Origin of the sequence: Actinomadura sp. (genome assembly GCF_044508335.1) — a bacterium.
Classification (GTDB): domain Bacteria; phylum Actinomycetota; class Actinomycetes; order Streptosporangiales; family Streptosporangiaceae; genus Spirillospora.
Genome location: NZ_JBIQHY010000009.1, coordinates 66309 through 91612 on the forward strand (window position 1 = coordinate 66309; position 25304 = coordinate 91612).

Here is a 25304-nt window from a genome sequence, read left to right on the forward strand (position 1 = left end):
TCCTCACGGATGGCTAGGGTCGGTACATGGCCGACATTGCACCTGTGCTCAAGGCGGTCGTCCCGGCGGCCGGCCTCGGTACCCGATTCTTGCCCGCCACCAAGGCGACCCCCAAGGAAATGCTGCCGATCGTCGACAAACCGGCGATCCAGTACGTCGTCGAGGAGGCGGTCGACGCCGGCCTCACCGACGTCCTGATGGTCACCGGCCGCAGCAAGCGGTCCATCGAGGACCACTTCGACCGAGCCTACGAGCTCGAGGAGGCGCTGCGCGCGAAGGGCGACGAGGAGCGGCTGGACGCCGTGCACGAGTCCAGCGACCTCGCGATCATGCATTACGTCCGGCAGGGCGAGCCGAAGGGCCTCGGGCACGCGGTGCACTGCGCGCGCCAGCACGTCGGCCGGGAGCCGTTCGCGGTGCTGCTCGGCGACGACATGATCGACGCCCGGGACAAGCTGCTGCGGCGCATGATCGAGGTGCGCGAGCAGTACGGCGGCAGCGTCATCGCGCTGATGGAGGTGGCGCCCGACCAGGTGTCCGCGTACGGGTGCGCGGCCATCGAGGCGACGGACGAGGACGACGTCGTGCGCATCTCCGACCTCGTCGAGAAGCCGTCCGCCGAGGAGGCGCCGAGCAACTGGATCATCATCGGCCGGTACGTCTGCGATCCCGCGGTGTTCGACGTCCTGGAGAAGACCCCGCCCGGACGCGGCGGCGAGATCCAGCTGACCGACGCGCTGCGCACCCTCGCCGACATGCCCGCCGACCAGGGCGGGACGGTCTACGGCGTGAAGTTCCGCGGCCGCCGCTACGACACCGGCAACAAGCTGGAGTACCTGCGGACGGTCGTCCAGTTCGCGGCGGAACGCCCCGATCTGGCGCCGGAGTTCATCCCGTGGCTGCGCGAATTCGTCCAGCGGGAGCACGGCGTGGGGGACGCGGGCGGCGCGTGACGGCCCGCCACACTGGGGAGCGTGGTCATGAGAACGGTCGATGAGCATCTGACGGAGATCCTCGGCAGCGTGAAGGTGCTGCCGCCGCTCGACCTGGCGCTGCTGGAGGCGCAGGGCACGGTGCTCGCCGAGCCCGTGTCCGCGCCGGTGCCGCTGCCGCCGTTCGACAACTCGGCGATGGACGGCTACGCCGTGGTCGCGTCCGACATCGCGGCCGCCACCGACGCGGCCCCGGTCGCGCTGCCCGTCGTCGGCGACATCGTCGCGGGCGACTCCGGCGTCTCGGCGATCCGGCCCGGCCTGACCGCGCGGATCATGACGGGCGCGCCGCTGCCCGCCGGCGCCGACGCGGTCGTCCCGGTCGAGTGGACGGACGGCGGGAACGCCACCGTCAAGGTCTTCCGCGCGGCGCCGCCGGGGAACTACATCCGGCGGTCCGGCGAGGACGTCCTCGCCGGGCAGGTCGTCGCGGAGGCGGGCACGCGGCTCACCGCGCCGCAGATCGGCATGCTCGCGGCGGTGGGACGGCCCCGGGTGACGGTGCGCCCGAAACCCCGCGTGGTGGTCGTCGCCACCGGCGACGAGCTGCGCGAACCCGGCTCCACGCTGGCCCCGGGCCAGATCTGGGAGTCGAACAGCTTCATGCTCACCGCCGCCGTGGTCGAGGCGGGCGGCGTGGGCTTCCGGCAGGCGACCGTCGAGGACGAGCCGGGGAAGGTCCTGGAGATGCTCCACGACCAGCTCGTCCGGGCCGACGCCATCGTCACCACCGGCGGCGTCTCCATGGGCACCAGGGACGTCGTCAAGGAAGTGCTCACCGGCACGGGGACGGTGGGTTTCCACAAGGTGGCCATGCGTCCCGGCAAGCCGCAGGGGTTCGGCCTCCTCGAAGGCACGCCCGTGTTCACGCTGCCCGGAAACCCGGTGAGCGCCTACGTCTCGTTCCAGGTCTTCGTGCGTCCCGCGCTGCTCGCCATGCAGGGGCTGGCGCCGGAGCCGCTGCCCACCGTGAGCGCGGTCCTGGCCGAGGACGTCACGTCGCCTGCGGGGCTTCGCCACTTCCTGCGCGGCAGGCTGACGTTCGGACGCGGCTCCTACAGCGTCACCGCCGCCGAGGTGCAGGGCTCGCACCAGCTGGGCTCCCTCTCGTCGGCGAACGCGCTCATCGAGCTTCCGGAGGACGTCGAGGCCATGCCGGCCGGTTCCCACGTCAACGTGCTGAGGTTGCCGTCTTGACAGAGTTCACCCACCTGGACGCCACGGGATCGGCCCGCATGGTCGACGTGTCGGCCAAGGACGTCTCCGCCCGGACCGCGACGGCGACGGGTTTCGTCCGGCTGTCGCCCGAGTGCGTCGCCCTGCTGCGCGCCGGCGACATCCCCAAGGGCGACGCCCTGTCCGTGGCCCGCATCGCCGGGATCATGGGGGCCAAGCGCGTCCCCGACCTCGTCCCCCTGTGCCACCCCATCGCGCTGCACGGCGTCACGGTCGACCTGGAGATCCGGGACGACGGCGTGGCGATCAAGGCGGTCGCCCGCACGGCCGACCGCACCGGCGTGGAGATGGAGGCGCTCACGTCCGTCAGCGTCGCCGCGCTCGCCCTGATCGACATGGTGAAGGCCGTCGACCCGGCCGCGGTGATCACCGACGTGCGGGTCGAGGAGAAGACCGGCGGCAAGACGGGGGTGTGGCGGCGTTGACCAGGGCGATGGCGGTGACGGTCTCGAACCGCGCCGCCGCAGGCGTATACGCCGACAAATCCGGGCCTGTCCTGGTCGAGATGCTGGAGGACCTCGGCTGCCAGGTGGACGGCCCCGTCGTGATCCCCGACGGCGACCCGGTCGAGGAGACGCTGCGCGACGCGGTCGCCGCCGGCTACGACGTCGTCGTCACGACGGGCGGGACGGGCCTCACCCCGACCGACCAGACCCCGGAGATGACCCGCCGGGTCCTCGAATGGGAGATACCGGGCATCGCGGAGGCCGTCCGGCTGGAGGGCCGCGAGAAGGTGCCCGCCGCGATCCTCTCCCGCGGCCTCGCCGGCGTCGCGGGCGGCACCCTCATCGTGAACCTCCCGGGCTCGACCGGCGGCGTCCGCGACGGCATGACGGTGCTGGGCCGCGTCCTGACCCACGCGCTGGACCAGATCAAGGGCGGCGACCACCCCCGCCCTTGACGCGGGAGGTCAGCGCGGGCCGAGGACGCAGAACTCGTTGCCCTCCGGGTCGGCCAGGACCGTCCACGGGACGTCGTCGCCCTGGCCGACGTCGGCGTCGGTGGCGCCGAGCGCCTTCAGCCGCGCCACCTCGACCGCGGGATCGTCGCCGCGGTACGGCCGCAGGTCCAGGTGGACGCGGTTCTTCACGGTCTTCACGTCGGGCGTGCGGAGGAATTCGAGGTACGGCCCCACGCCCTTGGAGGAGCGCAGTGTCGCGTGCTCGCCGGCCACCTCGTGGACGGTCCAGTCCATCGCCTCGCCCCAGAACCGGGCCATGGCCCGCGGATCCGCGCAGTCGACCACCACCGCGGCGACCGGCCCGGTGTCCTGGTAGACCGGGCGGGGCTCCAGCACGCAGAACTCGTTGCCCTCCGGGTCGGCGAGGACCGTCCACGGGACGTCCCCCTGGCCGATGTCGGCGGGCGTCGCGCCGAGATCCCGCAGCCGCGCGACCAGGTCCGCCTGGTGGGTCGCGGACGTCGTGGCGAGGTCGATGTGCACCCGGTTCTTCCCCGTCTTGGGTTCCGGAACGCGAAGGACGTCGATGCAGAGGGCGCTCGGGTCGGGATAGTCGAAGCCCTCGGGTTCGAGGTTGGTCACGCCCGGTCCTTCGCTGTCGATGCTCCAGCCGAGCGCCTCCGCCCAGAACCGGCCGACCACAGAGTCGTCCTGGGCGTTCATCGCGATCTGAACCAGCCGTGCAGCCATGCCGGCGATCCTATGCACGCCCGGACAGGGCGGCGAAGTCACGCCTTACCTGGCCGTCCGCGCCGTGCGACCATCACATGCGTGCACCGAGAGGATTCCATGCCGGAGGACGAGCCCCCTCACGGGACGATCCTCACCAACGCCCGGATCGTGACGCCGGACGGCGTCCACCACGGCGACCTCCACATCGCGGACGGCAAGATCACGACAGCGGCCGCCGGTGACGAGATCGACCTCGCCGGACGCTACGTCGTCCCCGGCTTCGTGGACATGCACGTCCACGGCGGGGCGGGCGCGTCCTACCAGCGTCCCGACCGGGCCCGCCGCGCCGCGTCCTTCCACCTTGCCCACGGCACCACGACCACGATGGCCAGCCTGGTCACCGGCGACGAGCGCGAACTCGCGGACGCCGTGACCGGCCTGGCGGACCTCGCCGCCGACGGAGTGATCGCCGGCATCCACCTGGAAGGCCCCTACCTGTCCCGCGACCGCTGCGGCGCCCACGACCCCGCGCTGCTGCGCGCTCCCGACCTCGCCGAGTTCCGCCGGCTCGTCCGGCTCGGCCGGGGACACGTCCGCATGATCACCCTCGCCCCGGAACTGCCCGGCGCCCTCGACCTGGTGCGGGAGGCCGCGGGCTCGGGCGTCATCGCGGCCGTCGGCCACACCGAGGCCGCCGGCGACACCGTCCGCGCCGCGTTCGCCGCCGGCGCCCGCGTCGCCACCCACCTGTTCAACGCCATGCGGCCGCTGCACCACCGCGAGGGCGGGCCGGTCGCCGCCGCGCTGAACGACCCCCGCGTCACCGTCGAGCTGATCAACGACGGCGTCCACGTGGAGCCCGCCGTGGCCCGCCTCGCCTTCGCCGCCGCCGGACCCCGCGTCGCGCTGATCACCGACGCCATGGCCGCCGCCGGGATGGGCGACGGCGACTACCGCCTCGGCGTCATGGACGTCCAGGTGCGCGGCGGCCGCGCCACGCTCGCCGGCGGGACGGCCATCGCCGGGAGCACGATCACGATGGCGGACGCGTTCCGCCGCGCCGTCACCGCCGTCGGCCTCCCCATCGAGGACGCCGTGCGCGCGGCGTCCCTCACCCCGGCGCGCGCGCTCGGCGTCGCCGACCGCTGCGGCTCCCTGGAGCCCGGCAAGGACGCCGACCTGGCCGTCCTGGACGGCGACCTGCGCGTCCTCCAGGTGATGAAACAGGGCACGATCGTCCCGCGTGCCCGAATTCTCGGCGACAATTGATGGCGTCCAGAGGTCCGCCCAGGGAATCATGGAACCGTGGAACGTTTACGGGGATGGCCGGTCACGCTGACCGAGGGTCCCGTCGGGCTGCGCCCGCTGCGGCACCGCGATGCCGCCGTGTGGCGTGAGCTGCGGGTCCGCAACGCCGACTGGCTCCGCCCGTGGGAGCCCACCAACCCCGAGACGCCGCTGTTCCGCAGCGGCCTCGGGCCGTACCTCAGCATGGTCCACACCATGCGCCGCGAGGCCCGCCAGGGCCTCGCGCTGCCCTGGGTCGTCACGCACGAGGACGAATTCGCCGGTCAGCTCACCATCGGCGCGATCGTCTGGGGCTCCGCCCGTTCCGCGCAGATCGGCTACTGGGTGGACAAACGGGTCGCCGGACGCGGCGTCATTCCCACCGCCGTCGCGCTCGCCGTGGACCACTGTTTCTTCACCGTCGGACTCCACCGCCTCGAAGCCAATATCCGCCCGGAGAACACCGCGAGCCGCCGCGTCGTCGAAAAGCTGGGATTCCGGGAAGAGGGAATTCGGCGCCGCCACCTGCACATCGACGGGGCCTGGCGCGACCACATCTGCTACGCGCTCACCGTCGAGGACGTGCCCGGTGGCCTGCGCGCACGCTGGCTCGCCGAGCGCAAACAGGCATTTCCCCGCCGCACATGAGCCGGCCGTGACTTTCCCTCCGTAAGAATCCTGCGATCGAGAAGGCCCGGCAAACGGAGAGTAACGGCGAGATCGATCTCGCGACACACCGCCCCTTATGCTCGTCAACCTCTGACACCCCCTCGTACCGTGCGGGGCGTGACCCTGCTCCCATTGCACGTTCGCGCGCCGAAAGTCGGCCCGCCTGTTAAGCGTGCCCTGGGACGGTGGGGCCGGTGAGCAGCGCAGTCCTCTATCTCGCCATCGTCGCCGTCTGGGCGATCGTCCTCGTGCCGATGTGGCTGCGCCGCGACACCGAGACGACCGGTATCTCCCGCCTCCTCCACAAGCGTCCCGACGAGGACGAGGCGGAGGAAACGCTTCCCGAAGAGGCCCCGGAACCCCGGCCCCGCCGCCGGGTGACCCGGGCCGCCGTCATCGCCCGGCGCCGCCGCCGCACCGCGGGCCTGACCGCCCTGGTCCTCACCGCCGTCGCCGTGGCCGCGTCCGGCGTCGCGCCCTGGTGGGTCGTCCCGCCTCCGGCCGCCCTGCTGGCCGGCCACCTGGCGCTGCTCCGCGTCGCCGTCGGCATGGACGCGGCCCGCCGCCGCGCCGCCGCCAAGGCCCGCGCCGCGGCCCGCGCCCGCGCCCTGGAGGCCCGCCGCGCCGCCGAGGCCGCCGAACCGGCCGAGGTCATCGACCTCATCACCCCCGACGAGGTCTTCGACCAGTACGCCGACGACCGCCGCGCCGTCGGCGAATAACAGGTGCGCGAGCACTCCCCGATGTTTGCTAACCTTACGGAGTCCTCGGGGCTGTGGCGCAGTCCGGTAGCGCACCTCGTTCGCATCGAGGGGGTCAGGGGTTCAAATCCCCTCAGCTCCACGAGTCGGGCCACCCTGGTCGACGCTTTGCGTCTTCCCTGGTGGCCCGCTGTATTCACCCGGGGGGACACCCCCGAACCCCCGATGGTCAAAGGCCGGTTTCGGAGAAATCCCAGACCGGCCTCTGATCATTTGCCACCACGTCGCCACCAAGATCACCCGATGCCGGCCGGCGCGATGCGGTCACCGGACCATCGCTGCCACGCCTTGTGGTGCACTCACAACCCGTGAGGCAGGCTGACCCGTGCACAAGATCGTCACCTGAGGACACCTCTGCGCCCCTCGCCCCGGGCCATCGGAGCAACTTGGCCACCGATGCGGACTGCGTGATCCGTACGCCCATCGCCCGAGTGAGGCCCGTTTTCGAAGCAGCGCGGTCGCTGCGTTGTGAAATCAAGCGACGCGGCGCGATTTGACCTCAATGTCTGTAGGACCTTGAGCAGCCAACACACCCCTCCGCCTACGGCTCGCCCATTGGCTCCCGCACGAGTGCCGCAACGACGTCACACTTACCGCGCCCCGGCCAGGTGGTGTATCACATAGCGGGTGACAGAACTCAGCGTGCTGGATGAACTCGCAGCGCTCGTTCCCCCACCGGACGTTCCCGACCTCGGGACCAAAAGCTGGGACGCCGTATTCGCAGAGCTCGGCAGCCCCCTACCCGCGGACTTCATGCTGTTGGTCGAGCGGTACGGCAGTTCCAGATCGGCGGCTACGGAACTGACTGGAGGGGCGAGAACAGGCACCCCTCGAATACCTGGGGTCATGGACCCGCGATACGCAGGTGGCAGTTGGGCTAAGGGCGCGGTGCACATCGGGGATGTCTACCGAGAGCTGAGGGAAACTCATCCGCACAGCTACCCCACGGCGGCATGGCCGGAAACCGGCGGGTTCCTGTCATGGGGCAACACCATCGACGCCGACCACTTCGGCTGGATGACCGTTGGCCAGCCTGACGACTGGCCGATCGTGCTGTGGGGACGAGGCGACCAATGGGCGGACCAGGACGCACAGGCTCAGCCCACAACGCCGAGCGAGGCTACCTGAGCCGGATTTTCAGGGAAGCGAGACGAGCGGGCCGGCGGCGGGGCGCATCAGTGCTCGGAAGTGGGGGACGAGGCTTCGGACGGCGGAAGGCTCACGCAGTACCACCCCGATCTCCAGGTTCTCCGCTAACGCTCGGTCGGTGAGGTTAGCGCTGCCCAGCAGTGCGCTTTTCTCGTCCGCAGCGAGCAGCTTGGCGTGCAGGGTGGCGCGGGACCGCCCGAGGACGGGGCGCTGTTCCCGAGGCCAGTGCCAGAAACGCACTCCCGGCCCGTCTCGCAGGGACCGGAAGGCTTTCGCCGCGCCAGGGCCGTTAAGTGTGCCCCGTCCGCCGTTGACGTGTCGAGGACGAGATCGACGTTCACGCCCGGTCGGCGGTGCGGGCCAGTTCGCTGACGATCTCAGTCACGCCATGCGCGGCAAAGCTGACGATCAGCAGGGAGTTCGTGGCTTCGCGGATGACCTCGAGGGCGACCTGACTGGTGAGCCGCAACGGGACGGCGTCGCTCATCGGCCCGCTGACCGCGATCGTGCTCATCTGTGCCGACTACTCTCGGCGGATCGCTCCGGCAGTCTCGAGTGCGAGGGCGACGGACTCGCCGGACGCTCCCGAGTGCCGCCACGCGGTGACCAACCTGCGGGCAATGCCGCTCGGCGCGTACCCCGGGCGGGATTCCAGTAGTGCGGCCTCCACCGACCGGGACGGACTGTCGGTGGCACGCAGCACGCAGCACGCAGCACCAGGGTCCTCGCCGGACGCCGACCGCTGGTCCAGGAGCGCCCGGAACGGGCCCGGTCATCGGCGCTCCGACCCGAAATGGAGGACGGAGCCGACCGCCGGTTGGACATAGTTCGCGTTCATCGTCTGGGAGATGTGAGCGTGCGCCCTTAGCCCACTGCAGTGCATCGGCATTATCGTCTGCACCTCGAGCTCGGCGAGTGCGTCTGCCGTGAGCGATACGTTCTCGGCCGGTGTCGTCGGAAAACCGAGGTGAAACCCGCCCATGACGGCCCGGACAGGCCGGTCGCCCACCAGGTCCTTCGCATGGTTGACGGTGTTGATGACACCGGCGTGCGCACATCCGGTGAGTACGACGAGTCCCTCGTTCTTGACGTCGATGATGAGGCCGATCTCGTCCATCACGTCGTCACGGCGGAGGTCGCCCTCGGGCCCCACTTGGTACAGTCCCGGCGCGCCGGACACGAACGGCGGCGGCCCCTCGAAATCGGTCCTGCGAGGGATCACTCCAGTGGTGCGGACACCCCATCCAAGATCGAGCGAATCACTGCTGAGAACCGGGATGCCACCGGAGCGTTCGACTGTCTCGAACCGGAACTCTCGGTTGTACACCGCGGACGCTCTGCCATCGGCCATCAGCGCGTACCGCGGGAGTTCGGCGTCAGGATGCGTGGCGATCGGTGTCCGCCGACCGGCCAGCCGGAGGAACTCGTGGACGCCGCCGAAGTGATCTGGGTGTCCGTGACTGACCACGACGTGGTCGATGGACGCGGGGTCGACGCCGAGCGATCGCATGTTGTGTCGTAGCACGGTTCCGGTGAGACCCAGGTCGAAGAGCACGCGCATCGAGTGACGGCCGCGAGTCACGTCCACCAGCAGGCTGAGGCCGTTCTCGGCCTGTGGAGGAACGCGGCCGAGGTCGAAGTGTTCGATCAGGCCGTAACGGGTCACACAATGCGTATCGCCGCCCAGTGGGCTCGCTTGGTCGGGCAGGAGCATGTCGACCTGGTTCTCCACCAGGACCGTGATTGTCACGCTGTCAGCTTGGAACATGAAGATCCCCTGCGTGTGCGGGCGAGCGATCGTCAGTCGCCGGGAGAGAGCTTCGACGCCAGGTGCGAGATACCGAGTTCATCGAGCACTTGGGCGGTGTGCTCGCCGAGATCGGGCGGCGGCGCGATCCAGCGGTCCTTCGACCGGTGCCGGCGTGCGAGTTCGGCGTCATCGGCGTCGGGCGGGACTTCGGAACTCACCGAGACCGGCGTCGTCGGAATGGAGACCGTTCGCCCTCGGTACTCGTACTCGGTCATGACGCCGTTGACGGCGGCGTGCTCCGATGTCATCGTCTTCCGCCAGTCGGCGACGAGCGCGACTGGAACGTCGGCTGCGGTCAGCAGCCCGTTCCACTCGGCGGCGGGGCGTGTGCGAAGACGGTCGCGGATGGCCTCGTATTCGCCCTCGTAATTCGTTCCGTAATCCGATCCGCCCGACCAATCGCCTCTGGCGCGAAACTCAGCGGGCAGCTCAAGGACATCGCAGAACCGCTCCCAGAAGTGCTTCTCCATGGGGCAGACGAGCAGTACCTCGTCATCGCTTCCCGCATAGGTGCGGTAGCGCGGGCCCAAATCCCGGTAGTCCGTCCACGGCTCACCGTTCGCGGCGTACGTGGTGAGGTCTCGCCAGAGCCAGGACAACGCCGACTCCCAGATCGAAACGTGAACGAACTGCGCGCCAAGCCCGCGGTCGCGACGGTGCAGTGCCGCCAGCGAGCCGAGCGCGGCCTCGATGCCGGCCAGTGTCGTGCCGGACGAGCGGTATCCGGCCGCGATCTCCGGCTGCCCGTCGTTCCAGGTGATCGGAACCCCTCCCGCCAGGAGATCCATCTGCAACCCGTGCGCCGGGGAGTCGGCCAGCGGACCGTCCAGGCCGTAGCCGGTGATGAGCGTGTAGACGAGTTGCGGGTTGTGCCGGACCAGGGAGCCGAAGTCGATACCGCGCTTGCGGGCGAGTGATGGCCGGTTCCCGACGATGACGATGTCGGCCCACCGGGCTACGGCGGCGACGACGTCGGGCCATGCCGGAGAACGCGTGTGGACGGTCAAGCTTCGGGCGCCGGCGTTCAGGTACAGGTGGTTGATCGAGTCGCCGTAGCGCGTCATCGGCGGCAGGCCGCGGTTGCCGTCGCCGACCCGCGGGCCCTCGATCTTGATGACGTCGGCGCCGACTTGGACGAGGTGCCGGCTGGCGATGGGCCCCGAGTAGTGGGTGCTGAAGTCGGCGACGCGCGGCGTCCGGGGTTCCGAAGTGGGCATCAGTCGTTCACCACGATCACGCCGGTCTTCGCGAGCCTGGAGATCTCTTCCGCGGAGAACCCGACTTCGGTGAGCACGTCGCGGGTGTGCTGGCCGAGCAGCGGCGGCGGCAGGGTCGCCCGGCCGGGGGTGTCCGACATCTTCACAGGCGAAGCGATGATCTTCATTGGTCCGATGGTGGGGTGGTCGAGAGTCTGTACCAGTCCGAGGGCCCGCATCTGCGGGTGGTCCATCACCTCGGAGACGCTGAGCACGGGCCCGAACAGCGCCCGCTCCTCATGGAAGCGCTCCTGCCACTCGGCTACGGTGCGCCGGGCGAAGATCTCGCCCAGCAAGGCGTTGAGCTCGTCGAGGTGAGCGATCCGGTCGGCGTTGCGCGCGAAGCGCGGGTCGTCGATCAGGTCGGCGCGCTCGATGGCCTTGCAGAACCGCGGCCAGGCGTCTTCGGCCCACGCGCCGGCGACGAACTCGCCGTCGGCGGCCCGGTAGACCTGGTAGGGCGCCACTACGCTGTGCGCCGAGCCGTTCCGGCGGGGCTCGTCCCCGCCGTACCAGTAGCTCGCGAGTCGCGTGGTCAGCCCGTAGGCGAGTGCGCCCATCATCGGCACGTCGATGTACTGGCCGCGGCCGGTCCGTTCACGGGCGATCACACCGAGCAGGACGGCCTGCGCCAGGGCCATCGCGGCGGTGAAGTCGGCGATCGGAATTCCGACGAGCACCGGATCGCCGTCCGCCTCCCCGGTCACGGACATGACTCCGGAGACGGCCTGCACCACCGGGTCGGTGCCGGGGTGGTCGCGCAGCGGGCCGGTCTGCCCGAACGCGGCGACCGAGCAGTATATGAGGCGCGGATTGAGAGCGCGCATCTCCTCCCACCCGATGCCGATGCGGTCGGCGACCCCGGGCCGGTAGTTCTCCACGAGCACATCGGCATCGGCGACGAGTCGCCGGACCACCCGCAGCCCCTTCTCGGAGCGCAGATCGACGGCGACACTGCGCTTGCCCCGGTTCCACATGAGGAAGAGCCCGGCGACGTCTTCGACGTAGGCCGTGCCCATCGATCTGGTCGGGTCGCCCGCCGGCAGGGACTCGACCTTGACGATGTCGGCGCCGTAGTCGGAGAGGAACACCGTTCCGTACGGGCCGGCCATGTGGCGTGAGAAGTCGATGACCCGCAGCCCCTCGAGCACTCCGGACGGGGCAGCGTCGGCGTTCTTGGGCGGATGAGCCTGGGACGTCGCCATCGTCGGAACCTCCGTGGTGAGTGAGGCGCCCGATACTAGGCAGCATCGAACATGATAGTCAAGGTTTACACATGACTTGCGAGAAGATATTTTTTTCTTAGACGGATGCCCAGAAGTCGTCAACAGGTCCGCTGGAGGCTAGAGTGCCGTGCTGTCCCCTCCCCGCGGACCGGACTACCGTGGGCTCCTCTTCTCTCTCTTCGAGAGAGGCAGCAGTGATCCGGAGGGCCACCGAGACTGGCAGCCCGGGCCGCAACCCATCCAGGAACGGTGACCCATGACGCGAGACGAGTCCGCCAAGGCATCGAGGGACGTCGCCGCAAAGACGTCTCGTACCGGCCGCACGAAGCGTGACGTGATCGCCGAGGAGATCCGAAAGATGATCTCCGCAGGCGACCTCGCCCGCGGTAGCCGTATCCAGCAGGATGTGTTGGCGGCGCGTTTCAACACGAGCATCACGCCGGTGCGCGAGGCGCTGCGCCTGCTCGAGGCGGAAGGCGCACTCGTCTCGGAGCCGCATCGGGGTGTCCGAGTCGCCGATGCCTCCTACGAACAGGTCAAGACGGCCTACATCATGCGTCGGCTGCTTGAGTCCTACGCCATGCGGCGCGCCGTCCGGCGAGTATCACCACGAGACCTCGACCAGGCGGAAAAGCTGATGGAGGAGATGGTGGAGGCGGTCGCCGAGTCGGACAGGATCACTCTCAACAGGGTGAACCGCGAGTTCCATCTCCTCTTCTACTCCCGGACCGGCATCGACTCCCTGTTCCAGGAGATCCAGGGCCTGTGGCAGCAGTACCCATGGGATGTGCTGCAAGTCGTCGATGAACGCCTCCACGAGACAACGGACGAGCACCGGGCCATCCTCGACGCCGCACGAGCCGGCGACGGAGACGCGGTCGCCAAAGCGACCGAGGCGCACCTGATGAACAGCTTCCTGGCCCTCGCCCAGCACATGACCGGCGATCTCGTCGCCGATCCGTTCGAGATCGACAACGACTGAGAAGAAGCGCACAGTCACTGTGCGTACCTGACGACCGGCGCCGGCTCCTGTCTTTGGTTCACGCACTCGGTCGTCCATGCCGGCTCGTCAGTGAGTCGAGGATTCGGCTGCGCCGGCCCTGATCGGATGGCGGGGCGAGGGCGGCGGGGTGGTCGGCGACGCGCTTCGATGCCGTCGAGCGCGGCCGGATTCAGTCACCAAGCGCGTGTGCGCGCCACCGCCGCGCCGACGCCCCAGTGCGGTGTCCGCGAACGTCGGCCGGGTGGTGCCCGGCAGATCAAGGCCGGCGCATCGGCGTCGCCGCCGCATCCGGGTGGTCCATGGACCCCGGCCGAGGCCGATCGCCGCCCCACACCCCTCGGCTCGGCTGCGCCAACGGGGCTCGGGAGCGTGACAGGTCGTCCCGGCCGAGTCCGGCTGCCCATGTTTTCGCAGGCCGTTGACGTGCCGCCACGGATCATGCATGATTCTCCGTCTAGAACATGACTTTGCAGATCACGTCAAAGTTGACGCAAGTGACATCGTTAGGCGGAACTATGCACGCTCCGGGGATGCTGGCGGGGGTTAACGTCGTGGCTCTTGAGCAGGCCGTCGCCGTGCCCCTGTGCACGCGACACCTGGCTGAGCTGGGCGCCTCCGTCACCAAGATCGAGCGGCCTACGGCCGGCGACCTGGCCCGGGAGTACGACACGCTCCTCAACGGAGACTCCACCTACTTCGTGTGGCTCAACCGCGGCAAGCGCAGCGTCGCGCTCGACCTCAAGAGCGACGAGGGTGTCGAGGTCCTGAACGACCTGCTGGCGACCGCCGACGTGCTCGTGACCAACTTCGGCCCCGGGGTCGTCGAGCGCCTGCTGGGCGGGGCCCCCGAGGAACGCTTCACCGACCTCGTCTACTGCGCCGTCACCGGCTACGGCCCCGTCGGGCCCTACCGCGACCGCAAGGCGTTCGACCTGCTCATCCAGGGCGAGGCCGGCGTCACCCTGAGCACGGGCACCGACGCCCGCCCGGCCAAGCCAGGCGTGTCACTGGCCGACCTGGCGGGCGGAACCTACGCGCTGGCGGCGATTCTGGCGGGCCTCTTCGAACGACAGACCACGGGTCGCGGCCGCAGGATCGACATCTCGATCTTCGATGTCGTGATCGAGTGGATGTCCCCGCTGCTTCTGCGCGCCCGTGCCGGTGAGCACGTCCCGCCGCCCGCGGGCATGCACCACGCGACCATCGTCCCGTACGGACCGTACGCGACCAGAGACGGTCAGCTCATCAACATCGCCGTCCAAACCTCCGATGCCTGGCGACGGCTCTGCGAGGTCATGCCGGACTCGACACTGGCCACCGACCCCGCGTACGCGACCCCCGAGCGGCGACTACAGAACCGGGAGCTGCTCGAACCGCTGATCGAGCGGTGGACGCGGAGCCTGGACGCCGCGGAGCTGATCGAACTGCTCGAACGCTCCGACATCCCCTGGGGTCATGTCCGCACGGTCCACGAGGCGGCCTCCCACCCGCAGCTGCTCGCCGAGGAGCGCTGGGTGACGTGCGATCTCGCCGGCGACAAGACCACCGAGGCGCTCCTCGGCCCCTTCCGGTTCGACGGCCGGCCGCTTCCGTCGGGGCCGGTGCCGGCGCTCGGAGAGGCGACGACCGAGGTCCTTACCCGCCTCGGCTACACCCCCGTGCAGATCCAGCGACTCAAGGACAAGGGGATCATTCGCACGCCCTGAGCCCAAGCACGACGCGAAAGAAGGACCGCAATGCGGAGCACACACCGTACCCGACGACTCCTTTTCGCCCTTGTCACGGTCGTCGCGCTGCTCGCGACAGCCTGCGGCCAGTCCCCCGGCGACTCCGGCGAACGTAAGCAGCGCACGATCGCCTACGTCGCGGTGGTCGGCAATGGCGGCATCGAAACGAGGTTCGCCGACGCGTTCAGGCGTGCCGTCGAGTCTCTCGGATGGAAGGCGCTGTACACCGATCCCGGCGGCAACCTGCAGAAGGCTCAGCAGGCCATCGACGGCTACCTCAACCAGAACGTCGACGCGATCATGACGCTGGTGTACGACCCTTCGGTCCTCCAGGCGCAGTTCCGCTCCGCCAAGACCAAGAACATCCCGATCCTGCTGTGCTGCGACGACGTCGAGCCTGCCGGCGGGTCGCAACTCGACTACACCGCGCGCTACGTGCCGAGCGAGTACAAGATCGGCGCTCTCATGGGTCAGGCGTTCGCCGAGGACTTCAAGGGCCGCCGGGCGAAGTTCGGCTACATCGACAGCAACCAGACCTTCGTCGGCCGCCAGCGCCAGAAGGGGTTCATCGACGAGGCGAAGAAGGCCGGGATGCAGTTGGTCGGGTCGGTGCCGGTCGACATCGCCAACGCCTTCCAGTCCTCCGACCAAGCCGCCGTGGCGCTGCTGCGATCGCACCCCGACATCGACGCGGCCTACGCCCCGTTCGACTTCTCCGGCGTCTCGCTGGCCAAGGCCAAGCGCAAGCTCAACATGCCCGACGTGAAGGTGTACAGCGCGTTCGCCGACGCGGCGAACTACCCGGAGATGAAGACCGGCGACCTGAACACGGTCACCGAGGTCGACCTCGTGGCCACGATGATGCTCGCCCTCGACCAGCTCATCAGGCACTTCGAGAACGGCACCAAGTTCGACCCCCGTGCGCTGGACGACATGGACCTGCACTACGAGGTGATCAAGGCCGGGGTGAACGTTCCGCCCGACGACCAGGGGCCGTACACCAAGGCGACGGTCGATTCCTGGATCGCCAAATGGGAACAGGAGTTCGACCTCAAGTGATGTCCTCGAAACAGGACACCGTGCGGGGCGTGACCCTCGACAAGGCCGTGCGCGCGGTCCCGCGGGGATTCAGTGAGCGGGTGCGCCGGTACCGGCACCTCGGCCTTCCGCTGGTGTTCGTCCTCACGGTCGTCATCTTCAGTCTGCTGCGGCCCGGCGACTTCGACACGTGGAGCAATGTCCGCTCGATCCTCGTGCAGAGCAGCCCGGCGCTGATCCTGGTCACCGGCCTGACCGTCGTGCTCGCCGTCGGCGACTTCGACCTGTCGTTCACCATGCTGCTCGACGTCGTCAGCGTCGTGGCCATCCTCGGCATGACGTCCTGGCATCTCGGCGTGAGCGGCTCGCTGCTGCTGGCGACCGCGGTCGGGCTCGTCCTCGGCGCGGTCGTGGGCGCGGCGGTATCGCGCCTGAAGTCGTCGCTGGTGGTCACGCTCGCGTTCGGCGGGGCGTTCACCGGGATGGCCCTCGCCATCCATGAGAGTTCGATCATCGTCGCCCTGCCGCAGTCGTTCCTCGACATCTCGGGCGGCTCGGTCGGCCCGCTTCCCCGCCCGATCGTGATCGCCGCCGTGTTCGCGACGTCGATCGCCCTGGTCTTCCGGTTCACCCGCCTCGGCCGCGAGGTGCGCGCGGTCGGTGGCAACCAGACGGCGGCGCGGCTGGCCGGGATCAACACCAGCCGCGTGCGCGTGGCGGCCTTCGCGATCATGGGGCTCGCGGTCGCGGTGGCGGCGATCGTGGTCTCTTCGCAGAACAGTGCCTATTACCCGAACTCCAGCACCGGCCTGCTGCTGCCCTCCTATGTGACCGCCTTCCTCGGTGTCTCGATGAGCCGCAGGGGTCACTTCACCGTGCTCGGCAGCGTGGTCGGCGTGCTGTTCCTGAACACCCTTCAGGCCGGCCTGCTGCTGCTGAACCAGCCGCAGTGGGTCGTGAACGTGGTCAGCGCGTTCGTGCTGCTGGCCGCTCTGGCATTCGGGAGGAAGGCCAAGTCCGATGTCTAGCCTTCCGGCGCTGGAGGCGGTGCGCGTCTCCAAGTCGTTCGGCGGCACACGCGCGCTCGTCGACGTCTCCCTGGCCGTCGAGAAGGGAGCGGTCACCTCGATCGTGGGCGCCAACGGCGCCGGCAAGTCCACGTTCGTCAAGATCATCTCTGGTGTCGAACAGCCTGACGACGGTTACGTCGCCCTCGGCGGCGAGCGCGACGGCAGGTTGACGCCGGCCCGCGCGGCGGACGGCGGGGTACGCGTCGTTCACCAGCACACCTCGATGCAGCTCGTCGGCGACCTGTCGGTGGCCGACAACCTCTACCTCGGCCGGCTGACCGCCCGGCGCGGGATCGTCAGGCCGGACAGGGTGCGGGCGCACGCCGCCGAGGTGCTGGACGCGTTCGGCCTGACCGGCGACCTGGACATGGGCCGGTCGTGCGCGTCGCTGTCGCCGGTCGGCAAGCGCCTGCTGCTGATCGCCTCGGCGGCCTTCTCCGACCCGTCCGTGCTGATCCTCGACGAGCCGACCGCCACGCTGCCTCCCCGGGAGGCCGAGCGGGTCCACGACCTCGTCAGGCGTCTCGCGGCCGCGGGCACGGCGGTCATTCTCATCTCGCATCGTCTCGCCGAGGTCCAGGAGCTGAGCGACCGGATCGTGGTCTTCCGCGATGGCCGCCTCGTCGCCGACCACGAGCGCGGCGGAGCCTCGATCGAGCGGCTGCTGGACGACTTGTTCGACGTCGGCGTGGACCTCGGCCAGGCGCCACCCGAGCGGGACGGTCCGGCCCGCCGGGAGCGCGAGCCCGTGCTGGAGGTCAGGGAGCTGGCGGGCGGCAAGGTCCAGCCGACCAGCTTCACCGTCGGCGCCGGCGAGATCGTCGGGCTCACCGGGCTCGTCGGCGCGGGCCAGAGCGAACTGCTGTCGATGGTGTACGGGGCGAGCGAGCGCGAAAGCGGCGAGGTCCGTTACAAGGGCGCCTTGGTCCCCGGCGACTGCCGCCTGGCCGCGGCACGCGGCATCGGCTTCATTCCCGCCGACCGGGCCGACGCCCTGGTGCCCTCACTGTCGAGCTACGACAACATCGCCCTGTCCAGCCCGAGGCGAGCACCCGGGCTGGCCGGGCGCAGGCGCGCGGAACTCGCCGCGGCCAGCCGCTGGCTCACCGACATACGTTTCGTGGGCGACCCGAAGGCCCAGGTGGCCACCCTGTCCGGCGGCAACCAGCAGAAGGTGGTGCTCGCGCGCTGGCTCGCGGCCGGCGTCGACCTGCTGCTGCTCGACGAACCGACGGCCGGCATCGACGTGTCGGCCAAGGCCGAGGTGCACCACATCATCCGGGACTTCGCCGAGCGAGGCGGGACCGTGCTGGTGTCCAGCTCCGACACGCTCGAACTGGCCGCGATCTGCGACCGAGTGCTGGTCATGGTCGAGGGCCGTGTGACCGCGGAGATCCTCGACCCTGACGAAGCGACGATTTCACGCGCCTCCTACCAGGGGGCGAACGGCTGGCGACCGGGAAGGACATGACCGTGCCCGAAAGCAGGGACGACACGCTCGTCGTCGAGCTCATCCGCGGCAATCTCTCCTCGACGATCCACGAGATGGTGCAGACGACCGCGCGCTCGGCCTACTCCACGACATTCAGCGAGGCGCTGGACTTCTCCTGCGCCCTCTTCGACGCCGACGCCCTGATGATCTGCCAGGCGGCCGGCGTACCGATCCATGTCGGCTCCATGGCGGACGTGCTCGACAACGTCCTCGCGGTGCACGGACGGCTTGATCCCGGGGATGTCGTGCTCCACAACGACCCCTACGCGGGCGGTGTCCACCAGTTCGACGTCGCCGTGGTGCGCCCGATGTACACCAGCGACGACCAGCGGCTGCTGGGGTACGCGGTCAACCGGGGCCACTGGACCGACGTCGGCGGAAGCACCGCGGGCGGCTGGTCCGGCAAGTCCACCCACGTGCTCCAGGAGGGCCTGCTGCTCCCGGCGGTCAAGATCATGCGCCGCGGAGAGGTCGACCGCGACATCAAGGAACTCCTGCTGCGCAACATCAGGGTGCCCCGGTCCAACTGGAACGACCTCCAGGCGCAGATCGCCTCGGCGATCACCGCCGAGCGGCGCGTCCGCGCCCTGGTCGACCGCTACGGGGCGGAGACCGTCGACGCCGCCGGCAAGGAGGCGATCGGCTACTCCCGGCGACGCTTCATCGAAGGGCTCGCCGGCATCCCCGACGGCACCTACGTCGGCGAGGACGTCATGGACGACGACGGCGTCGGCGGCGGGCCGTACGTCATCAAGGTCACGATCACCAAGCGCGCCGATCACGTGACCGTCGACTTCGACGGCACATCTCCGCAGGCGGCCGGGCCGATCAACGCCGCGCTCGCGTGCACCAAGGCCGCGGTGAGCGTGGCGCTCATCAACGTCGTCGACGCCGAGACGCCCATCAACCACGGCTGCCTGAGCCGTGTGAACGTCCGCGCCCAGGAGGGCAGCCTCGTCAACCCGAAGTACCCGGCGCCCCTGTTCGTCGGGATCGCCGACACCACCGCGCACATCACGGAGGCGGTGTTCCGCGCCCTTGCCGAGGCCGTACCCGAGCGCGTGGCCGCGGGCAGCTACGCCAGCGGGAACTGCACGACCGGATCGGGCGTGACCGCCGACGGCGACGAGTTCGTGTGGTACTCGTTCGGAGGCGGCGGCTGCGGAGCCCGCGCGTTCGCCGACGGCAACTCGGTCGAGTGGAATGCCATGGGCTCGTGCCGCAACGAGTCGGTCGAGATCTGGGAGAAGCGCTACCCGCTCCGCATCGTCTCCTGGTCGCTGAGGGAGGGCTCGGGAGGCGACGGTAAGTACAGGGGCGGCATGGGCCATGTCAAGGCGATCCAGGTCCTTACTGAAACCGACATCTCCGCCTGCATTGACCGCAATCAGACCCCGGCATTCGGCCTGGAGGGCGGGGAACCCGGCGCGGTCAGCCGGCTGACCGTGGACACCGGCGGCGGCGAGCAGGACTTCCCGACCGCCTTCGGCACGCGCTGCGCCACCAAGTTCGGCGACGTCACCGTCCCGGCCGATTCGATCTACCGCGTGTACGCGGCGGGGGGCGGCGGATTCGGCGACCCGCGCGAGCGACCCGCGTCGCTGCGCGACCGCGACCGCTCCCACGGCTACACCGCGGACGACGCCTGAGACCAGGAAGGGCCAGCACATGAAGCACAACCTCAGCACCCGGGCAGGGGTGGACGTGGGGGGGACGTTCACCGACCTCGTCGCGGTCGGGCCGGACGGGTTCATCCGCGACAAGGTCCTCACCACCGAGCGTCAGCACGAGGGCTTCGAGGAACTGATCGGGCGGCTTCCCGACGAGGCCCGGGCGGGCGCCCTGCACTTGCTGCACGGCACCACCGTCGTCACGAACCTGATCCTCCAGGAGGAGAGCCCCACCGTCGGTTTGATCACCACCAAGGGCTTCAGGGACATCCTGGAGTTCGGCCTGTCGATCCGTCCGAACCCGTTCCAGTATGTCGGCTTTCGTAAGCCAGAGCCGCTCGTGCCCCGACCACTGCGCATCGAGGTCGACGAGCGGCTGGACGCGGACGGCTCGGTCTTGGTCGCGCTCGAGCGCGCCGAGGCGGAGCGGGCCGTGCGCGAGCTGCTCGACGCCGGCTGCGAGGCCATCGCCGTGTGCCTGCTCCACTCGTTCACCAATCCGGTGCACGAGCGCCTGCTCGGCGAGGTAGCCGCCCGGTTGGCACCGGGGCTGCCGGTGTCGCTGTCGCATGTCGTGGACCCGGCCATCCGCGAGTACGAGCGGGCCTGCACGACCGTCGTCAACGCCCGCTCGCAGCCTTCGATCCGCGAGTACGTCAACGCGCTCGACACCGACTACCCGGACCTGCTGTACATGCACTCGGGCGGCGGCGTCCTGCCCGCCGAGGCCGTGCTCGCACGCCCCACGGTGCTGGCCCGCTCCGGCCCGGCCGCAGGAGTCCTCGGTGCGTCCTACCTGTGCCGCACCGGCATCTCCGGCGACCTCATCACCTTCGACATGGGCGGGACCAGCTGCGACGTCGCCGTGGTCAGGGACGCGCGTCCGGAGCTGGGCGACACCATCGACCTGCGCTGGGACGTGCCGATCCGCACGCTCTCGATCGAGGTCGAGTCCGTCGGCGCCGGCGGGGGATCCATCGCCTGGATCGATACCGGCGGCGTGCTGCGCGTCGGCCCGCAGAGCGCCGGTTCAAGCCCGGGTCCGGCGTGCTACGGCCGCGGCGGGACCGAGCCGACCGTCACCGACGCGATGGTGGTCCTCGGGATTCTCGGCGAGCGGCTCCTCGGCGGGCAACTGCGGCTGGACCGGGACGCGGCCGAAAAGGCGCTGTCCAAGCTACGTGGCCGTTTCGGGGAGACGGTGGCCGACGTGGCGCGCTCGGTGTACAGGATCGTGTGCGAGAACATGGCGCTCGCGATCCGCCGCATCACCGTGGACAAGGGCATCGACCCGAGGAATTTCACGCTGGTCGCCTTCGGCGGCGCGGGCGGCCAGGCCGGCTGCGTCGTGGCCGACTCGCTCCAGATCGACCGCGTGGTCCTGCCACCGCACGCGTCGGCCTTCTCCGCGCTGGGGCTCCTCACTGCGGACGTACTCGCCTCGGAGTCGCACGGTGTCGTCGCATTGCTCGACGAGGTGGGCGTGCCAGGGCTTGCGCGCCTGTTCGACGACCTTCGGGAACGGGCACTGGCGACGGTCGGCCCGGACGGGAGCGAGGCGACGTTCAGCGAGTGTCGGCTGGACCTCCGCTATGAGGGCCAATCCCATTTCATCGGCTTGGACTTCCCGCGCTTGGACGACCTCGACCAAGAACAGATCGTCGCGGCCTTCGAACGGGAGCACGAGCGCCTCTATGGCACGCGCCTGGGGGACCCGGTCGAGGTCGTCAACGTGCGCGCGCTCGTGCGGCGACCCACCCCGGAGATGACGCTGCCCGACTGGCCGGCAGACGGCGAGGTCGAGCAGATCGGGCACCGCGAGGTCGCCTTCGAGCGGGAGCCGCTGAACATGCCCGTGCTGTCGCTGCCGACGCTGCGCCAGGGCTGGCGCATGCCCGGGCCGCTGATTTTCGAGGACGTGGACACGACCTGCCTGGTGCCACCTGGGTGGACCGCCTCGACGGCCTCGCCGAGCCTGGTGGTGCTCGAGCGCGACCGGAGGGATGGTTGAGATGCGGCTGGACATGACCGGTGCTCCGTGGGGCTCCTCGCACTCCGAGCCCGTACGCGCGGGCGGACTGCTGTTCGTCAGCGGTCAGGTCCCGCGTGACTCCGAGGGCCGCGCGGTCTGCGTCGGCGACATCGTCGGCCAGACCCGCTACGTCTTCGACAAGCTCGCCGCGGTTCTGTCCAAGGCCGGCCGGGACCTGGGCGATCTGGTCGTCCTGCGCACATACCTGGTGTCCAGGGACACCTTGCCCGGATATCTGACCACGCGCGCGGAGTTCCTGACCTCGCGACCGGTATGCACGACCGTGTTCGTCGCCGGGCTGTCCGACACCGACTTTCTGCTGGAGGTGGAGGCGGTCGCTGACGCGGAGGGCCGCCGTACCGGCTGACGGCGCCGCGTGTCGCCCTGCGTCGGCGGCCGCAGGACCGCCTCATCCGGGACCACGTGGTCCACGTGGTCCCGGATGAGGACGGCGAAGGCGTCGTTGTCCCGGTGGATGACCGCTCATCGAACACCTCTCCGTTCGATCCGGCTTTGGTTGTTCACCAGGGGAGAGGGGGTTATTTCTGGGGCTGTTTGTTGGGGGTTTTGGTTAGGGCTTCCTTGGTTAGGGTTTCCATGCGGCGGCAGGCTCGGGCGTAGAACCTTACCTGGGTTAGGCGGCCGAAGAGCATGAAGCCCAGGCGGACTATGGGGTTCGGGATGGAGCCTCGTTGCGAGAAGACGTGAATGTGGAATTCGACCTCGCCGGTGTCGAGCCATTTACGTACCTCTTGGTCCATCTGGCCTCGTTCTAGGTGGCCCTCCAAGGTTCGGTAGTTCCAGCCCCACACTCGTGCGCGGCGGCCGTCCTGTTCGATGTATCCGTCGACGACCCTGCCGATGCGCAGGCCCAGGTAGAAGCGCAGGCCGTAGAAGCGGCCCTGCAAGAGCATGTCCTGGCCCGGTTCGGGCGGTCCCGAGCGGCAGACCTCGCGGATGATGCCCGGGTCGGCGTACGCGTAGTTCTTCACCAGGTCGCGAGCTATCTCCCAGCTTCCGCCGGGCACCGGGGGGCCGGGCGGCTCGGGCGGCAATGGCTGCCGGTAGTCGTCGACGTGCCAGCCTTTCTCCGGGCGGCTCATGTCGTGCTGGTCCGGATCGAAGTTCAGGGGGAGCCGGTGCAGGGCGGCGCGTTGCTGCATCATCCGGTGCTGGACGCGGGTCCCGCCGCTCATTGGGCGTCCTCCCCGGAGGTCTGCTGGACGGCGTCGTATGTGGGGCCGCGCACCTGCTGGAACAGGCCGGCCGGAGGCAGGCCGCGGATGGGGTTCCGGGCAGGGTTGAAGCGCGTGCTGTCGTTGTGTGCGGATTTCAGGAGTTGCAGTTCGCCGAATCGTTCCCAGGGGCCGAACTCGGTCGCCACTACCAGGGTCAGCCGTAGTGGCTCGTCCATGGAGTGCGCGAGTGCGGTCAGGTCGGCCGGGATGGAGGGTTCGGGCGCGACGGCGCCCAGCAGGATGCGGCGGTCACCGGCTCTGTACGGGAGCAGGGAACTGTAGAAGGACGGGCTCCAGTGGGTCGCGGGGCGCAGCAGGTGGCGGCCCAGCGGGGTGTGTCCGGTCGTGGCCAGCAGCAGTTCCGCGGGGGCATCCCCGGCCTGGTGCCAGCGCAGTGCCAGGCCCAGGAAATCCGGCAGCGGCGGTGGCAGGCCGACTGCTCGGGAGAGCCGGGCTTCGCCGTGCAGTTCCGCGTGGTCGTCCAGGAGAGGTACGCCCCAGTGCTGGGACGTTCCGTGCAGGACGAGCGTGGCGTCGCATACGAGCCCCTTGGGATGCAGGGGGCGGTCGCGCAGCCGCGCCGCGAGGGCGAAGGTGCGCGCGAATGCCGTGGTGATCGCCCGGGTCACCAGTTGCCTTCCGGGGGCGGAGACCTCCGCGCGTTCGGTCTGGACCTCCACGTCGCCGTCCATGCGGCCGCCGGACAGCTCGGCGACCCGGGTGCAGAAGTGCGCCCACATGTGGAGCTGCATCTCTTTGGCGATGCCCACTCTCTCGTAGAGGACCTCCGCCAGCCGGTCGCCGCTCCGCGCCCACGACTCGATCGTGAACACGAGGTCGTCCTCCCGGGCATCGGCCGCCCGGAACTCGATCTCCCCGGCCTCCAGATGGCCGCGGAGCGTCGCGAACCGGAACGACACCGGTGTGCGTTCCACAACGCGCACCGGGCAGTTCCAAGGCCCCGGCATGTGGACGACGTACTCGTCTCCGAGTTCCAGGGGCCGGGACGTTCCCGAGGTCTTGTCGAAGACCGCGATCTCCACTGGCGACGCGGCGTTGAGGTCGTCGCCCAGGCGGTCGATCAGCTGCGCGGCGTTCAGCGGGCTGCCGGAGATCCTGACCGTGTATCGCCGCTGGTAGAGCGGGCCGACGCCGTGCCGGGCGTGCTGCAGCCGGTCCCCGCCGCGCCGCGGGAGCCGCTCGACGTCCGAGCGGACCCCCGTGCGCAGCCTGCGCCGCGGCACCCCGCGGGAGCGCCGCAGCCAGCGCCACGTCGCGAGGCCCATGCCCGCGGGCCAGCGCAGCGCGCGCAGGCGGCGCCGCGAACGTATGCGCATCACGTCCCCCGATTCCGCCCCTGGCGTTTCACCGACGCGGCGTACCCGCGATGACCAGGGCGAACCATGCCTCAGGGGCGCAGCAGGGCCTTGATCGCGCGGCGTTCGTCCATGGCCTTGCACGCCTCGGCGGCGTCCTCCAGGGGCAGGGTCAGGTCGAAGACCTTGCCGGGGTCGATCTCGCGGTTCCAGATCAGGTCGATCAGTTCGGGCAGGAAGCGGCGCACCGGTGCGGGACCGCCGTGCAGGTGGACGCCGGAGTAGAACAGCTCCCTCCCCGGGATCTGGACGCCGTGGGAGACGCCCACGTAGCCGACGTGGCCGCCGGGCCGGGTGGAGCGGACGGTCTGCGTCATCGCCTCCTGGGTGCCGACCGCCCCGATGACCGAGTGCGCGCCCAGCCCTCCGGTCAGCTCCTTGATCGCCGCCACGCCCTCCTCGCCGCGTCCGGTGATGACGTCGGAGGCGCCGAACTCGCGGGCGGCGAGGACGCCGAGCAGGCCGACCGCGCCGTCGCCGACGACCGCGACGGTCTTGCCGGGGCCGGCCTCGGCGGCGACGGCGCAGCCCTTCGGCCGCCTCGTCGTCGGCGACCCCCGGCGAGGCGGCTCCCAGGCCGGTAGACGGGCTTGAGTGTCAGGGCGCGGACGCCGGGCGGCTCACCGGCCGGTCCGACGG

Annotated in this window: 24 protein-coding genes, 1 tRNA gene and 1 pseudogene; 17 read left to right on the forward strand and 9 right to left on the reverse strand. The window is 69.9% G+C overall.

The features are described from left to right. Positions 1-26 precede the first annotated feature (26 nt). From galU to ACIWVC_RS05815, 4 genes are read left to right on the forward strand one after another with little or no spacing between them, the layout of a single operon-like run. Positions 27-953 (forward strand): UTP--glucose-1-phosphate uridylyltransferase GalU, encoded by a 927-nt coding sequence (gene galU / locus ACIWVC_RS05800; protein WP_396453892.1) that lies wholly within the window; start codon positions 27-29, stop codon positions 951-953. A 27-nt stretch (positions 954-980) separates the two neighbouring features. After that, positions 981-2189, forward strand: a complete 1209-nt coding sequence (glp, locus tag ACIWVC_RS05805; RefSeq protein ID WP_396451859.1) for a gephyrin-like molybdotransferase Glp — start codon at positions 981-983, stop codon at positions 2187-2189. Beyond that, positions 2186-2653, forward strand: a complete 468-nt coding sequence (moaC, locus tag ACIWVC_RS05810; protein ID WP_396451861.1) for a cyclic pyranopterin monophosphate synthase MoaC — start codon at positions 2186-2188, stop codon at positions 2651-2653. The genes glp and moaC overlap by 4 nt, the downstream gene beginning before the upstream one ends. Before the next feature lie 8 nt (positions 2654-2661). Continuing rightward, positions 2662-3129 (forward strand): molybdenum cofactor biosynthesis protein B, encoded by a 468-nt coding sequence (locus tag ACIWVC_RS05815; protein ID WP_396451867.1) that lies wholly within the window; start codon positions 2662-2664, stop codon positions 3127-3129. Between the two features lie 9 nt (positions 3130-3138). Here ACIWVC_RS05815 and ACIWVC_RS05820 read toward each other — a convergent pair whose 3' ends face one another. Continuing rightward, positions 3139-3879: a VOC family protein gene (locus tag ACIWVC_RS05820; protein ID WP_396453893.1), complete on the reverse strand. Its 741-nt coding sequence runs from the start codon at positions 3877-3879 to the stop codon at positions 3139-3141. Positions 3880-3978: 99 nt separating this feature from the next. Here ACIWVC_RS05820 and nagA point away from each other — a divergent pair, with 99 nt between their 5' ends. From nagA to ACIWVC_RS05845, 5 genes are all read left to right on the forward strand, one after another. Further along, positions 3979-5130 carry an N-acetylglucosamine-6-phosphate deacetylase gene (nagA, locus tag ACIWVC_RS05825; RefSeq protein ID WP_396453898.1) on the forward strand — a complete coding sequence of 384 codons (1152 nt, stop codon included), beginning with the start codon at positions 3979-3981 and terminating at the stop codon, positions 5128-5130. A 36-nt stretch (positions 5131-5166) separates the two neighbouring features. Then, entirely contained in the window at positions 5167-5796 is a 630-nt protein-coding gene (locus ACIWVC_RS05830) for a GNAT family N-acetyltransferase (RefSeq protein WP_396451864.1), read from the forward strand. A 215-nt stretch (positions 5797-6011) separates the two neighbouring features. Further along, positions 6012-6539: a hypothetical protein gene (locus ACIWVC_RS05835; protein WP_396451866.1), complete on the forward strand. Its 528-nt coding sequence runs from the start codon at positions 6012-6014 to the stop codon at positions 6537-6539. 47 nt (positions 6540-6586) lie between these two features. After that, a tRNA-Ala gene (locus tag ACIWVC_RS05840) sits at positions 6587-6660 on the forward strand. 545 nt (positions 6661-7205) lie between these two features. Then, entirely contained in the window at positions 7206-7706 is a 501-nt protein-coding gene (locus ACIWVC_RS05845) for a hypothetical protein (RefSeq protein ID WP_396449453.1), read from the forward strand. 9 nt (positions 7707-7715) lie between these two features. On the opposite strand, the gene ACIWVC_RS05850 is transcribed toward ACIWVC_RS05845, so the two are convergent. From ACIWVC_RS05850 to ACIWVC_RS05870, 5 genes are all read right to left on the reverse strand, one after another. Next, positions 7716-7967: a phospholipase D-like domain-containing protein gene (locus ACIWVC_RS05850; protein WP_396449454.1), complete on the reverse strand. Its 252-nt coding sequence runs from the start codon at positions 7965-7967 to the stop codon at positions 7716-7718. 97 nt (positions 7968-8064) lie between these two features. Further along, positions 8065-8241: a hypothetical protein gene (locus ACIWVC_RS05855; RefSeq protein WP_396449455.1), complete on the reverse strand. Its 177-nt coding sequence runs from the start codon at positions 8239-8241 to the stop codon at positions 8065-8067. 258 nt (positions 8242-8499) lie between these two features. Beyond that, positions 8500-9477, reverse strand: coding sequence for an MBL fold metallo-hydrolase (locus ACIWVC_RS05860; protein ID WP_396449456.1), 978 nt, complete (start codon positions 9475-9477; stop codon positions 8500-8502). Between the two features lie 50 nt (positions 9478-9527). Then, entirely contained in the window at positions 9528-10754 is a 1227-nt protein-coding gene (locus ACIWVC_RS05865) for a CaiB/BaiF CoA transferase family protein (protein ID WP_396449457.1), read from the reverse strand. After that, positions 10754-11998, reverse strand: coding sequence for a CaiB/BaiF CoA transferase family protein (locus ACIWVC_RS05870; RefSeq protein WP_396449458.1), 1245 nt, complete (start codon positions 11996-11998; stop codon positions 10754-10756). The genes ACIWVC_RS05865 and ACIWVC_RS05870 overlap by 1 nt, the downstream gene beginning before the upstream one ends. A 277-nt stretch (positions 11999-12275) precedes the next feature. Here ACIWVC_RS05870 and ACIWVC_RS05875 point away from each other — a divergent pair, with 277 nt between their 5' ends. The 8 genes from ACIWVC_RS05875 (at position 12276) to ACIWVC_RS05910 (ending at position 22418) form a co-directional block, all read left to right on the forward strand. Next, positions 12276-13001, forward strand: coding sequence for a GntR family transcriptional regulator (locus ACIWVC_RS05875; protein WP_396449459.1), 726 nt, complete (start codon positions 12276-12278; stop codon positions 12999-13001). Positions 13002-13552: 551 nt separating this feature from the next. After that, on the forward strand, positions 13553-14728 hold the full coding sequence (locus ACIWVC_RS05880) for a CaiB/BaiF CoA transferase family protein (protein ID WP_396449460.1): 1176 nt from the start codon (positions 13553-13555) through the stop codon (positions 14726-14728). Positions 14729-14758: 30 nt separating this feature from the next. Next, a complete protein-coding gene (locus ACIWVC_RS05885) occupies positions 14759-15808 on the forward strand; it encodes a sugar ABC transporter substrate-binding protein (RefSeq protein WP_396449461.1) in 1050 nt (349 codons plus the stop codon). A 29-nt stretch (positions 15809-15837) separates the two neighbouring features. Further along, complete coding sequence (locus ACIWVC_RS05890) at positions 15838-16815, forward strand: ABC transporter permease (RefSeq protein WP_396449462.1); 978 nt, start codon at positions 15838-15840, stop codon at positions 16813-16815. Further along, positions 16808-18328, forward strand: coding sequence for a sugar ABC transporter ATP-binding protein (locus tag ACIWVC_RS05895; RefSeq protein ID WP_396449463.1), 1521 nt, complete (start codon positions 16808-16810; stop codon positions 18326-18328). The genes ACIWVC_RS05890 and ACIWVC_RS05895 overlap by 8 nt, the downstream gene beginning before the upstream one ends. Before the next feature lie 2 nt (positions 18329-18330). Further along, a complete protein-coding gene (locus ACIWVC_RS05900; protein WP_396449464.1) occupies positions 18331-19998 on the forward strand; it encodes a hydantoinase B/oxoprolinase family protein in 1668 nt (555 codons plus the stop codon). A 19-nt stretch (positions 19999-20017) separates the two neighbouring features. Then, positions 20018-22030: a hydantoinase/oxoprolinase family protein gene (locus tag ACIWVC_RS05905; RefSeq protein WP_396449465.1), complete on the forward strand. Its 2013-nt coding sequence runs from the start codon at positions 20018-20020 to the stop codon at positions 22028-22030. Between the two features lies 1 nt (position 22031). Beyond that, entirely contained in the window at positions 22032-22418 is a 387-nt protein-coding gene (locus tag ACIWVC_RS05910; RefSeq protein ID WP_396449466.1) for a RidA family protein, read from the forward strand. Positions 22419-22590: 172 nt separating this feature from the next. Here the strand turns inward: ACIWVC_RS05910 and ACIWVC_RS05915 are convergent, their stop codons facing one another. The 3 genes and pseudogenes from ACIWVC_RS05915 to ACIWVC_RS05925 form a co-directional block, all read right to left on the reverse strand. Then, on the reverse strand, positions 22591-23247 hold the full coding sequence (locus ACIWVC_RS05915; RefSeq protein ID WP_396449467.1) for a DUF1990 family protein: 657 nt from the start codon (positions 23245-23247) through the stop codon (positions 22591-22593). Beyond that, entirely contained in the window at positions 23244-24626 is a 1383-nt protein-coding gene (locus ACIWVC_RS05920) for a DUF1990 family protein (RefSeq protein ID WP_396449468.1), read from the reverse strand. The genes ACIWVC_RS05915 and ACIWVC_RS05920 overlap by 4 nt, the downstream gene beginning before the upstream one ends. 71 nt (positions 24627-24697) lie before the next feature. Next, positions 24698-25189 (reverse strand): annotated as a pseudogene (locus ACIWVC_RS05925) (zinc-binding dehydrogenase); the annotation flags it as partial. Positions 25190-25304: the final 115 nt, after the last annotated feature.